Raw genomic sequence first — 12,883 nt, 5'->3', positions numbered from 1 at the left:
CCCAGGGGATATCGGTGTAGCTGTGCGGGCTCCCGATATCATCCAGTTTTTCTTGTATGGCATCGAAATCTTCTTCTGGTAAAGCGCGACCGGTTTTTCCGCCTACAGTCTGCCCATCGTTTGTGGCATTGCGCAGGGGACTTGGACCAATGTTCATAACACCGTAAGGACCACCGTTTTGGCTGGTGCCGTTGTCGGCGGTGAGGATCAGGAGTGTGTTGTCCAACTGGTCAATGGCGCGCAGATGTTCGATCAGTCGTCCGATTTGTGCATCCGTATGCTCAAGGAAACCTGCCCATGTTTCCTGCAGCCGGCACACGAAATTCTTTTCATTCTGGCTCAGTGTTTCCCACGGTTGTACTCCGGGATTCCTGGGTGGCAGGCGAGTACCGTCGGGAATAATCCCAAGTTCGGTTTGCTTTTGAAAATAGCGCTCACGGATAACGTCCCACCCTTCGTCAAAACGACCGCGGTATTTTTCGATGTATTCCTTCGGCGCTTGATGTGGGTTATGCATAGCCCCTGGCGCAAAATACATGAAGAACGGTGTTTCGGGACGCATGGCCTTGAGGTCATTGACAAACTCGATGGCGTGATCTACCAGATCCTCTGTGAGGTGATAACCTTCTTCAGGCGTTTTTGGGGGCGATACAGGGTGGTTGTCATAGGTCAGTTCTGGATAAAACTGATCGGTTGCACCGGGTAAGAATCCGTAGAAGCGATCGAACCCGCGCTGTAATGGCCATTCTTCGCGAGATCCACCTGCTGAGTTTTGTGTACTGGGGTTGAGATGCCATTTGCCCAGAGCAAAGGTGGCGAACCCTTCTTCACTCAGCATTTCTGCCAGGGTAGCTGCGTGCCGACTAACGCGACTCCGTCGGTTGGGAAATCCAGCATCACCACCATCGACAATGGTCGACATACCAACAGCATGGTGGTTACGACCTGTCAACAGCGACGCTCGGGTCGGAGAACACAGGGGCGTAACATGGAAGTTATTGTACCGCAGTCCATTTTCTGAGAGCGCGTCCATGTTTGGCGTTTCAATGGTCGAACCATAACAACCGAGGTTGCCAAATCCGGTGTCATCCAGAAGAATCACAAGGACGTTTGGGGCACCGTCTGACGATGGGGGGGAAAGCCAATCTGGTTCCGAATCCTTGTAGGAGATGCCTATCTTGCCACGAAAATTTGATTCCATCATTCTTCCACATCCATTTCTTCTGCCCACGATTGAAGGTCAGAACGCATTTCATCAGTCAATCCTCGGCTGCGTTAATGGAATTTATTTTTAAAAAAGTGCCCCTGGCAGGAATCGAACCTGCGACCAACGGATTAGGAATCCGCTACTCTATCCTCTGAGCTACAGGGGCACATTATTGATACTGTTAATAATGAATCAGCGTGTGAATGGGCCAATCCCCAAGTTTTTCTCGTCCGTTTAAATAGTCCAATTCAATAACAAAAGAGATACCGACGATTTCCCCTTTGAGTTCGGATACGAGCTGGCACGCTGCAGCCATTGTGCCACCGGTTGCCAGCAAATCATCCACGAGTGCGACCTTTTGTCCTTTGGCGATTGCGTCTGTGTGGATCTCAATCCTATCTGTTCCGTATTCCAATTCGTATTCCGCGGAAATCGCTTCTGATGGCAGCTTGCCGGGTTTGCGGATCGGTACAAAGCCCACGCCGAGTTCTCGCGCGAGTGCAGTCCCAAAAATAAATCCACGCGACTCGATCCCCACAACGAGATCAACAGCCCCATTGCGATAGGGGTGTGCAAGTTGTTCTATCGTCGCGCGAAGAGCGTCCGCATCGGCAATCAGAGTCGTAATATCTTTGAACAAGATACCCGCTTTGGGAAAGTCCGGCACCTCGCGAATAAATTCTTTTAAGTCCACTATTTTCTCCCTTAAAATTTACTAAAAAAACCTTATATCAAACGCAATATCTCTGTGGTTCGCAGGTATCTCATTGATCTGAAAATCCAGGACGAGAGATGCTGGAGGTCCGCGTCTTATCGCTTTTAAAAATGCATCAACGTGAGCTTCATCCCCTTCTGCTTCAGCCTCAACATTACCATTGGGTAAATTTTTTACCCATCCGACGAGTCCAAAACGCCCGCCTTCTCGCTGTGTGAAATAGCGGTACCCAACGCCCTGAACCCGTCCTCTGATTGTCACGCGAATGCGCTTAATATTGCCCATTTTCCCTATCCAGGGCATCTGCCAATACCTCGACGGGATGACGGGCGGTGCGCCCTGTGGCGTGTGCAATCTGCTGCCTACACGACAAACCCGCTGCGGCAATTTCAGTTGTGTCATCTGCATCGCGAACCACCTGAAGCAGCCGTGACTCGCCCACTTTGAGCGACACGTCATAGTGCTCGGCTTCATATCCAAAGGACCCCGCCATACCACAACAACCCGATTGAATAGGCGTCACGCGAAAGCCCTCGGGCAATCCCAAGGCGGCTTCAGATGGCCCCATCCCCCACAGGGCCTTCTGATGGCAGTGGCCGTGGAGCAAGATATCTTTTTTCAAATCGGTAAATGGCACGGAAAATTCGCCCCGTTCGGAAAACGCCTGCACAAATGCTTCAAAAGTATAAATATTGGCGGCCACGGCACGCGCGCGCGGATCGTCAATTAAATCGCCGTATTCATCCGTGAACATTGAAACACACGACGGTTCAAATCCCACAATGGGATACCCCTGTTCGGTATATTGATAGAGATTTTCAATATTAAACAGGGCGTTTTCTTTTACGCGGTCGATATAGCCGCTCGAAAGCATCGGACGGCCACAACATCGCTTTACGGCCAAAATCACCTCATAACCGGCTGCTTCAAACAAAGCCGTGGCTGCCTTGCCAATTTCGGGATAATTGTAGGTCATATACGTATCGGCAAAAAACACGACGCGTTTATTTTTTGGAGACGCGTTGCGACTGGCGAACCAGTGTGTAAATGTCTGACGCGCAAATGGCGGCAGTGACCGCGCAGGCGCGATTCCAAGACGTTTCATCATCCACTTTGAAATACCCATACTGGACAAACGATTGGCAAGGGGCGCAACGAGGCATCCGAGTTTGCCCATCAATTCCACATTGCCAAATAAAATAGACCGCAATGGGCGCCCGTGCTTGGCGTAATAATGCGCCTTAAATTCATACTTAATTTTCGCCATATCCACATTGGATGGGCACTCGGCTTTGCATGCCTTACATTCCAGACAAAGCGCGAGCACATCGTTGATGCGATGATCCGTAAGCCCACCTTCCCACCGGCCCGAAATCGCCGCTCGAAGCGCGTTTGCCCGCCCCCGCGTCGAATGCTCTTCTTCCAGCGTTGCCATATAAGACGGACACATCGTGCCCACCAGCTTTTTGCGACACTCCCCCACCCCATTGCACATTTCAACAGCGCGGTGAAATCCCCCATCGGCAGAAAAATCGAAGTGGGTATTTATCTCGCTCGCGCGATAGTCTGCCCCATAACGCAAATTTTCGGTCATCATCGGCGCATCGACAATTTTGCCGGGATTCATCAGGCCTTTGGGATCAAAAGCGCGTTTGACCTCCCGAAAAGCCTCGTAAAGTGTTGTGCCAAAGAATGTTTCGTTCCAACAACTCCGAACAAGGCCATCGCCGTGTTCTCCACTTACGGCACCGCCGTATTTCATCACCAGGTCGCGTACAGATTCAGCGATAAATCGCATTTTGGCGATCTCATCGGCCTCTTTGAGATTGACCATCGGCCTAACGTGCAGCAAGCCCACGCTGGCGTGTGCATAATAACCCGCGCGCGTATTGAGCGATTTCACCAGAGCGCCAAACTCAGAAATATAATCGGGCAGCCTTTCCGGCGGAACAGCGGCGTCTTCGACAAAAGCAATGGGTTTGGAATCGCCTTTTACGCCCATGAGCAGACCCAGCCCTGCCTTGCGCACATTCCAAACATTGGCCTGTTCGGCATCGGAAACAGCACGAGAAAAAGTATATTCAAGACTCAGATTGCCCAACAGCGCTTCGAGTTCGTCCAGCTTAGGAACCAACTCACCTTCTGAATCACCGTAGTATTCAACAGCCAGAACAGCCTCTGGATCCCCCTGCACCCAGGAACGCATCCTGGACAGTTCCATAGACCCTCTGGTCTGATCGAGAATCATCTTATCGATCAGCTCTACTGCGGCAGGAGCCGTTTCTAAGATCGGCGCGACAGCCTTCATAGACGCAATCAGGTCGTTAAATTGGACAATGCCCAACACCTTTGCCTGAGGCAGTGGAATTACCTTGAGCTTTGCCCCGACAACGGTCGCCAGAGTACCCTCAGACCCAATGACCATGCGCGCGAGATTGAACGGTTGCTTTTTGATAAATTCATCGAGATTATATCCGCCGACCCGCCGCAAAATTTTGGGATATCGCCGCTCAATTTCTTCCGCATTCTCCCGAGCTATGCGGATTACCTCCCGATACGCCTGACCTTCGAGATCTTGTCGCTCGCATTTTTGTTGCACAGCAGGCTCGTCTAACTCCCCCACCGTTATTTCTGTGCCATCGGACAAGATCAAATCGAGTTCTAATACGTGATCTATAGTCTTGCCGTAAATAACCGAATGCGCGCCCGCCGAATTATTGGCCACCATGCCCCCGATTGTCGCGCGGCTGCTGGTCGCCACATCGGGCGCAAACTGCAATCCGTGTGGTTTGAGAAAGGCATTGAGTTCATCGAGTATCACGCCAGGCTCGACCCTGACCCAACCTTCTTCGGCATTGAAGTCGAGAATGCGATTCATGTATTTCGACATATCCATCACAATACCGCTACCCACCACACCGCCAGCAAGCCCGGTGCCACCACCCCGGGGAATGAGCGGCGCATCGTGCTCATTGGCGAGGTTGATGACGTGCAAAACATCCTGTTTGTGTTTGGGCAAAACAACACCAACAGGTTCAATTTGATACATGCTCGCATCTGTGCTATAAAGAATGCGCGACATCTTATCAAAACGCACTTCGCCCTCAATTTTTTGCATCAAATTTCCCGCGAGGTTCATCGTCAATCATCCTCTCTTGATAACTTGACAAGCAATCTATAAATCGTACCTTGAATAACAAATTAAATATACATCCCGCCTGACTACGGGTCAAGGCGCGTAGTCCCCACTGTCCAACTAAGGAGCTTTACATGTCAGAAACACTCGCAATAGATGGTGGTGTTCCCGTGCGCGATACCAAGGCGTCGCAGTGGCCGACATGGCCGGATAACACAGAACGAGAATGGGAAGAAGAAATCGTTCCCATCCTCAAAGAAGTCTATCTCGATCAAACCGAAGGTCTCCCCGCACCTGTGGGGCACCGCTTTGGTCAGGCATTTGCCGCCTATTGCGATGCGGCTTATGGCGTGATGATGCCCAGCGGCACCACGTCTATTGCGGCTGGATTATCCGCCGCGCTCGACCTCGATGGCCTCGTCGATGGCGGCGAAGTCATCATTCCCAATTACACTTTTATAGCCACAGCAAGTGCGCCCCTCTCTGTACGGTGCTCTCTGGCTCTGGTCGATATTGATCCGGTGAGTTTTACAATGTCGCCAGAAGCCGCCGAAGCCGCCATCACAGACCAGACCGTCGCGCTCCTTCCCGTTCACCTGGGGGGACACCCGGCAGACATGGATGCACTCAATGACATCGCCCGTAAGCACAACCTCAAAGTCATCGAAGACTGCGCGCAAGCACACGGCGCCGAGCACAAAGGCCGCAAAGTGGGTTCTCTGGGCCATGTGGGCGCATTCAGCTTTCAGTCGAGCAAAAACTTGACTTCAGGTGAAGGCGGATGTCTTCTCACCAATGATCGAGACCTCAGAGACCGGGCATGGGCATTCCGCGATGTGGGCCGCCGTCCTGGAGGTGAGCGATGGGAATATCCCCGCCTGGGCTGGAATTATCGCACCTCTGAGTACCTGGCAGGCATCCTGTTAAAACGACTGCCCAAACTCGAACCTCAAATCGATTTGCGCAATAAAAATGCAGCTTATCTCAGCAAGGGCCTGGACGAAATTGGCGGACTGGAACCACCGCGATGGCATCCCTGGGTCACGCAGCACGGCTATCACCTGTATATGATGCGCTACAACAGCGAGGCACTTGGAGGGAAAACACGCGATGAATTTATCGCGGCTTTACAGGCCGAAGGCATTCCCTGCACGCCGGGCTATCAGCGGCCCTTAACCGATGAAGGCGGTCTCAAAACCGCGATGGACCGACACCCACACCTGATTCGCCGTTTGCCGTGTCCCCATGTGGAAGCGATATGCGCCTCCAGTGTCTGGTTCCTGCAAAATATGCTGCTGGGGGAACGGGAAGACATGGACGATATTTTAACAGCTGTCGCCAAAATCAAACGCGCGTTTACTGCCTGAGGGGCTTATGACATGGCAATCGCCAAACGCCTCCTATTCATCCCCATCATTCTCCTCGCCATTGCTGCGGGTTATTGGTGGGGTGTTTATTCTACAGAAAATCCTCCAACCCCCTCCCCTACACAAAATCGCCTCAGCCGAGAACTCAGTCCATATTTGCGCCTTCATGCACACAATCCCGTTGACTGGTATCCCTGGGATGAAGAAGCACTCGCAAAAGCACGCCGCGAGGACAAACCGATCTTTTTATCCGTGGGATATTCGAGTTGTTATTGGTGCCATGTCATGGAACGGCTGGTCTTTTCAGATCCGGATATTGCCCACTTGATGAATCAGTTTTTTGTCAATATCAAGGTTGACCGCGAAGAACGGCCCGATATCGACGAAATTTACATGACGGCTACCCAACTCATGACCGGGCACGGCGGATGGCCCAACTCTGTTTTTCTCACGCCAGATCTCAAACCCTTTTTTGCCGGTACGTACTTTCCCCCCGAAGATTCGCATGGGCGTCCGGGCTTTCCGCGCGTGATTCAAGCACTGCATGTTGCCTGGCAGGAAAAGAGACAGGAACTCGAAAAACAGGCCGATCAGATATCGCAATCCATCGCGCGCATTCACACGACACGCGCCGTTTCAGAGAAAGTGGAAGGAGACCTGATTGGCAAGGCGATTGACCATATAGAAAAACGATTTGATCCCATCAACGGTGGCCTGGGCACAGCCCCGAAATTTCCCCCCGATCACGCACTCAACCTGTTGCTGACGGCATATCGGCAAAATCCTCAGGCAAAATACCTCGCTATGGTCGAGCAAACACTGCATCACATGGCGCTGGGCGGCATCCGCGACCACCTCGGCGGTGGTTTTCATCGCTATGCGACAGATGCACAATGGCGCGTGCCACACTTTGAAAAAATGCTCTACAACCAGGCCCTCCTTACCCACAACTTTCTCGGCGCTTATCAGATCACCAATAAAACGGCCTATCGCATTGCAGCAGAGGAGATTCTGGACTTTGTTTCGCGCGAAATGACAGATTCCAAAGGCGGATTTTACTCTGCTCTTGACGCAGAAACCGAAGCAGAGGAAGGCGCATATTATACCTGGACAGAACAAGAGATTCGCCAGACCCTGAAGAAAGATGCCGATTTCTTCCTCTCGTGTTATGCGCTCGCGCCCATGCCCGAAGGTTCGGCTGGCGTCATATATAAAACCGATACAGACAGTGCGCTATCAATCCGCCATCAAATTGACACCACAACCCTGCACGCGCGTCTGTCTCCACTTAAAGAAAACCTGCTGAACGCTCGCAGCCAACGCACCCGACCCCTTCTCGACGACAAAATTATCACAGCGTGGAATGGCCTCATGATCGGGGCGTATGCCCGCGCCTATGAAGTCCTCGGTCATCCCGAATACTTGAAGGTCGCACAAAAAGCCGCCGATTTTATCCGCGACAATCTCCGCAACGCAAACGGCGACCTGTATCGCATCTACCGCGAAGGACAGCGCAAAGGCGATGCCTATCAAGAAGATTACGCCTTTTTAATCAACGGCTTCCTCCACCTCTATCGCACAACGCATTCCGCCCGCTACTTCCGGGACGCTCTATCGCTTTCAGAACGGATGCACACCGCATTTTGGGATACCCTGAATGGCGGATATTTTCTCACCCAGAGTCAAAATGAGATGATTGTGCGTACCTTGAGTTTTTACGACAGCGCCCTGCCCTCTGGCAATGCCGTTGCCTTGCACGTTTTGTGGGAGCTTCGGACATTGACACAAAACCCCCTGTATGCCCAACGCGCGCTCGAACTCACCAACAGCTTTGCTCCCCTCGCAGAAAATACGCCAGGCGCGCTCCTGCACTTTATCCACGGCACAATGATGGCATCCTCTCCCATCGCGATGCTTTCACCCGATAGCCTCGTCACTGCGTCCGCAACATCCTTGCCCCCTGATAGCTCAAATACTCTCAAAGTGAGCGTGCGCCTGAATATCGCTTCGGGCTGGCATATTCAAGCATCCAACCCCACCGACGATTATTTGATTCCCACGCGCCTCTCACTGGATACGGATATTGCCGAAATCACCCAAATCGACTATCCCCCACCAGAGGACTTACAATTCCCCTTTGCCGAGCGTGCCATTGCCGTTTATACAGATAGCCTCACTATACCCCTCACTCTGTCATTCAAAAACCGATCCCAAAACCTCTCGCTGCTACTCACATATCAAGCATGCGACAGCACGCGATGCCTGTCACCACAGACACAGCGCATAGCACTGAATATAAAATAAAAAGGCACCTATCTCGGTGCCCTCTCGTAGCGATTGCGTTTTAGTGGTCCTTCATCCTTCACACAAGCTCTCCTCCACAACTGCTGCCCGCACCCGCAGTACATCCAAAGCAGTGGTCTTGCACCCGCACATTGCATCCGATCAGATCTTCAACGGACAGTTCCCAGAGTTTAACTTCGCGCCCAAAAGAATGCATATCGAGCATTTGATTAAAATCACAATCGTAAACCTCACCTTGCCATCCAACGCTAATTAGAGAACGGCACATCAAATTATCGATCGTATGCGGATTAAAATTATCCTGTAAAGTCTGCATATAGCTGTTGTAAATGCCCCGGCGTTTGAGAAATTCTTCAAACCGGCTGATGGGCATATTGGTAATGGTGTAGAGCTTATTAAAATCGATGTTGTAGCGGGCTTTTAGCTCTTCTTTGTAATCGGCTTCGAGTGCGGCTTGCGGAGGGGGTAAAGACGCGCCAACGGGATTATAGACCAGGTGGAGTTCCAATCCCGTGCCAGGTTGTGCATATCCAATTTCGTTGAGAATCTGCAATGCCCGTATGCTTTTCGTGAAAACACCGCGCCCGCGTTGTTCATCCACATTTTCTTCGAGATAACACGGCAGCGAACACACCAATTCAACTTCGTGCTCGCGATAAAACTCGGGCAAGTCTTCTTGTCCGCTTTCAAAAATCACGGTTAAATTGCAGCGCACCATCACGCGACGACCTCGCTCGCGTATTTGTTCGACAAAATAGCGAAAATCTGGAATTAACTCAGGTGCACCACCAGTTATGTCAACTGTCTGAATATCGGATGTTTCGAGAAATAATAGAATATGGTCAATGGTCTCTCGGGTCATGATCTCTGTGCGGAGCGGGCTGGCATCTACATGACAGTGATGACACGCTTGATTGCACAATTTGCCGACATTGACCTGCAAAATATCCAAACGATTGCGCGTGAGTTCCAATTGTTCATCGCGCAGCTTGCTCGCAAAATCAGTCTTGCAATCGTCGCCCACAATTTGCATCAAATCCATCGCTGCCAATGCCATATTCAATCCTCTCTAACCGCTTGCTTCACCCGATGGATGCCAGCAATTACATCTTTCTTAAAATGAATGCGAATCGCCCGTCTATTTCGACTCGAAAGCGCACGGGCATCGCCGAGGGCCTGTGCTTGTTTGAGTACGCCAAAAGAGAACGCGCGTCCCGGAATATCCACATCTGCCGCATCATCGCTTGTCAGTTGCACGACCACCACATTATTTGGTCCTCCCTTGTGCAACTGTCCCGTAGAATGCAAGAATCGCGGACCAAATCCCAATGTAGTAGCCACCCGATATACATTGCGTATCCGATGCCTTAGAGCCTGTAAAACAGAAACAATGTCCTCATTCATATCGAGATAAGCGCACAAAGCGACATAGTCGCCCGCTCGAATCTGATTGAGCAGTCCAGCAATACAACTATTGAGGTTCTCAATTGTTCCCAACGTCTGTGCATTGGCTACATCGGCATAAACTACGACGTCATCATCTACAAAAAACGGCTTTTGAACTGGCAATACGCCCTCTTTTTCATAAGCCTGTGTCAATTCCGCCGTAAAATTTTTGCTCTCCTGCACATTGGGTTGGTCAAAGGGATTGATATCCAAAACTGCGCCAGCGACCGCGGTAGCGTATTCCCACCTGAAAAACTCTGCTCCCAGGTCTAACAGTTCTGCCACATCGATCTGAATAACTGGAAAATGCGCCTCTCTCAGATTTTCTATATCCACATCCTGTCCAGCGTCCGCATCGTCCTTCAGTCGGATATAGACAAATACCCGATCTTCACCATACATATCGGCCGCAGCAACCGCCTCTAAATCAACAGGTATGAGACCCCGACCCTTTTTCCCCGTGCTTTCGGCTAAAAGTTGCTCCAACCACGCCCCCAAGTCCCACAATTTAGGAGACGTTACAAGCGTCACTTTATCTCGCCCGGCTTTTGCCAACTCACCCAGCACAAGGCCCAGCAAAAGACCGGCGTTCTGGTCATCTGATATTTTGCACCGCTCACCCATCGCCAATGCGCGTTCTAAAAATTCTCGCACATCAATGCCGATCAACGCTGCGGGCACCATCCCAAAATTTGAGAGCGCAGAAAACCTGCCGCCAATCTCTGGCAAACCGTGAAACACAGATAGAAAGCCCCGCTCTCTGGCAAGCGTCTCCAGATCAGAACCCGGATCTGTGATGGCTATAAAATGCTGACCCGCTGTATCGCCAATAGTTCCCTGCATTTTTGCCCAGAAGAACTCGCAAAATGCGTGGGGTTCGGTTGTGGTTCCAGATTTGCTGGCCACGATGCAAAGTGTCGTCTCTAAATTTACGGCATCGGCAAACCGCTGCACCTGCGCGGGAACCGTAGAGTCCAGTACATGCAACCTGGGCCAACCCTCCGGGCAGCCAAAAGTCATCGCCAGCACTTCGGGACACAAGCTGCTACCGCCCATTCCCAAAAGCAGAATATCCGTTATCCCCCTATCGCGCACCTGCTGTGCAAAAGCGCATAGGGCATCTACTTGATCGCGCATTTGAGGCGCAATATTGAGCCATCCCAGCCAGTTGGCCTCATCTGCCCCCGACCAGAGTGTGGCATCGCCGTGCCACAGCCGTGCTGTATTGCCATTTTCCGACCATGTTTTCAAAGCGCGATCAACAACGGCGGACTGGTAAGCTCCCAAAAACACTCGCATATCTGAGATACTCATTTTTCCTGGCTATTCAAAGACCAATCGTAATCTAAAAACACAATTTGAAGATCGGGGTGATTTTGCAAATACTGGATATCGTCTTTCGATAAAAACAAAGAGATATAATCCAACACAGTCTCGCCAGCCTCATGCGCTTGTACATAGGATGTAAAATCAGAGGAAAACCAATCAAAAATTGCAGATAGACTCACAACTCCCGTCTCCCGATTAATCTGAACGTGTATTGGGTTGCGAATCATGTCTCGCATAACCGCATTGAGTTGGTCATCCAATTCATCGGGCGTAAATACTTTATTTAGCAAACGCGGACAACTCACTGCCGCACAATTGATTGCAGCGTGAATGCGCGGATCGGCAAACTGCGGGCGAATAATCTCGTGTTCAATTTGGTCCAATGTGAACCGACGCCCGCCAACGACAAATTGATATGTCTTAAAAAAGCCAAAAGCAGGCGCGATTTCAGTGACAGAAGAAATGGGATAGGCTTTTGCGACGCCCGCTAGTACACAGGCGTTGTACGCATTGATCCAGAAAGTAAGACTGTCTGCGCGACTGGGAAAAAGCGCGGGATGCGTATTCGGACTGATCTGCGCGAGTTGATCTACAAAAGCCCGCAAATCCGCATCTTTTTTTACAGCCTCGTAATCCACGCGCCCCTGTGCATTTACAACGCGCCCGAGCGTGCGGTTGAGCGGTGTATAATCAAATGTCTCGGCTTCACTTTGAGACGCGAATCCAGCGAACAGGAGACCGGTTATCAAGGCAATGACTTTATTCATTGATCAAAAAACGTCAAATACGGCGCGTTCTCCATCTCTCGCTGGAGCAAAACCGCCAATTCCATCGCGTGATAATCTCCCCACATCGAAGACTCTCCGCATGCAACTTTTTGTCCACCGGGCACATAGTCCCACCCATTGGGATTGTGATAAATAGAATGGAGAATAAGACCCTGGTGTTCTTCATCCTCGGACAAATAGGGTGCGTCAAATAGCGTATGGGCCACGGTTAAAGCAGCCTGCCGATAACGCGCATCGTCCAGATATTTGCCCAAACGGTAAAGCCCCTGCGCTGCAATGGCAGCAGCAGAACTATCCACGGGTTCGCTTGTATTGTAGGGATCCGATATTTTATCGCCATAGCCCTCAATCAAGCCCGGCGCGCCCGCATCCCAAAACGGAATACCATCGGCAGAGGTGATACTGTCGATATAATAATCTGCCGTTGCACAGGCCGCCTTGAGCATCCAGTCATTAACCGCATCCCTACCGCCATAAAGATCGAGTGCGTCATCCGACAGGTGCGCCACATATTCGAGCAATTCGGCATAGCCAGTCACAATCCAGGCCAACCCCCGGGTCCATGTCGAAAACGGTGAATAACCCTGCTGG

At 51.2% G+C, this 12,883-nt stretch carries 10 protein-coding genes and 1 tRNA gene; 2 read left to right on the top strand and 9 right to left on the bottom strand.

Annotation, left to right across the window (positions count from 1 at the left end):
• From OXG87_20615 to OXG87_20595, 5 genes are all read right to left on the bottom strand, one after another.
• Positions 1–1,204: sulfatase-like hydrolase/transferase (locus OXG87_20615; GenBank protein ID MCY3871958.1), on the bottom strand; the 1,204-nt coding region annotated here is incomplete at its 3' end.
• Between the two features lie 96 nt (positions 1,205–1,300).
• Positions 1,301–1,373, bottom strand: a tRNA-Arg gene (locus OXG87_20610).
• A 15-nt stretch (positions 1,374–1,388) separates the two neighbouring features.
• The gene (locus OXG87_20605) at positions 1,389–1,901 is read right to left on the bottom strand and encodes an adenine phosphoribosyltransferase (GenBank protein MCY3871957.1); all 513 of its coding nucleotides are present in this window, start codon (positions 1,899–1,901) and stop codon (positions 1,389–1,391) included.
• 21 nt (positions 1,902–1,922) lie between these two features.
• Positions 1,923–2,207, bottom strand: coding sequence for an acylphosphatase (locus OXG87_20600; GenBank protein ID MCY3871956.1), 285 nt, complete (start codon positions 2,205–2,207; stop codon positions 1,923–1,925).
• Positions 2,194–5,061 (bottom strand): FAD-binding protein, encoded by a 2,868-nt coding sequence (locus tag OXG87_20595; GenBank protein ID MCY3871955.1) that lies wholly within the window; start codon positions 5,059–5,061, stop codon positions 2,194–2,196. The genes OXG87_20600 and OXG87_20595 overlap by 14 nt, the downstream gene beginning before the upstream one ends.
• A gap of 131 nt (positions 5,062–5,192) precedes the next feature.
• Here OXG87_20595 and OXG87_20590 point away from each other — a divergent pair, with 131 nt between their 5' ends.
• Together OXG87_20590 and OXG87_20585 are read left to right on the top strand one after the other, a co-directional pair.
• Positions 5,193–6,425: a DegT/DnrJ/EryC1/StrS family aminotransferase gene (locus OXG87_20590; GenBank protein MCY3871954.1), complete on the top strand. Its 1,233-nt coding sequence runs from the start codon at positions 5,193–5,195 to the stop codon at positions 6,423–6,425.
• Between the two features lie 12 nt (positions 6,426–6,437).
• Entirely contained in the window at positions 6,438–8,729 is a 2,292-nt protein-coding gene (locus OXG87_20585; protein MCY3871953.1) for a DUF255 domain-containing protein, read from the top strand.
• A 58-nt stretch (positions 8,730–8,787) separates the two neighbouring features.
• On the opposite strand, the gene arsS is transcribed toward OXG87_20585, so the two are convergent.
• From arsS to OXG87_20565, 4 genes are all read right to left on the bottom strand, one after another.
• On the bottom strand, positions 8,788–9,786 hold the full coding sequence (arsS, locus tag OXG87_20580; protein MCY3871952.1) for an arsenosugar biosynthesis radical SAM protein ArsS: 999 nt from the start codon (positions 9,784–9,786) through the stop codon (positions 8,788–8,790).
• A 2-nt stretch (positions 9,787–9,788) separates the two neighbouring features.
• A complete protein-coding gene (locus OXG87_20575; protein ID MCY3871951.1) occupies positions 9,789–11,489 on the bottom strand; it encodes a bifunctional transaldolase/phosoglucose isomerase in 1,701 nt (566 codons plus the stop codon).
• A complete protein-coding gene (locus OXG87_20570) occupies positions 11,486–12,271 on the bottom strand; it encodes a DUF547 domain-containing protein (protein ID MCY3871950.1) in 786 nt (261 codons plus the stop codon). The genes OXG87_20575 and OXG87_20570 overlap by 4 nt, the downstream gene beginning before the upstream one ends.
• The coding region (locus OXG87_20565) for a glycosyl hydrolase (GenBank protein ID MCY3871949.1) at positions 12,268–12,883 on the bottom strand (616 nt) is incomplete at its 5' end. The genes OXG87_20565 and OXG87_20570, both read right to left, overlap by 4 nt.

The sequence above is a fragment of the Gemmatimonadota bacterium genome (assembly GCA_026706845.1).
GTDB lineage: Bacteria > Latescibacterota > UBA2968 > UBA2968 > UBA2968 > VXRD01.
This window is presented reverse-complemented; position numbering and strand designations above follow the sequence as displayed.

Coding starts and splice junctions, on each gene's coding strand:
- OXG87_20600 (MCY3871956.1), bottom strand. CDS start 2,207: ATGGGCAATATTAAGCGCATTCGCGTGACAATCAGAGGACGGGTTCAG.
- OXG87_20595 (MCY3871955.1), bottom strand. CDS start 5,061: ATGAACCTCGCGGGAAATTTGATGCAAAAAATTGAGGGCGAAGTGCGT.
- OXG87_20590 (MCY3871954.1), top strand. CDS start 5,193: ATGTCAGAAACACTCGCAATAGATGGTGGTGTTCCCGTGCGCGATACC.
- OXG87_20585 (MCY3871953.1), top strand. CDS start 6,438: ATGGCAATCGCCAAACGCCTCCTATTCATCCCCATCATTCTCCTCGCC.
- arsS (MCY3871952.1), bottom strand. CDS start 9,786: ATGGCATTGGCAGCGATGGATTTGATGCAAATTGTGGGCGACGATTGC.
- OXG87_20575 (MCY3871951.1), bottom strand. CDS start 11,489: ATGAGTATCTCAGATATGCGAGTGTTTTTGGGAGCTTACCAGTCCGCC.
- OXG87_20570 (MCY3871950.1), bottom strand. CDS start 12,271: ATGAATAAAGTCATTGCCTTGATAACCGGTCTCCTGTTCGCTGGATTC.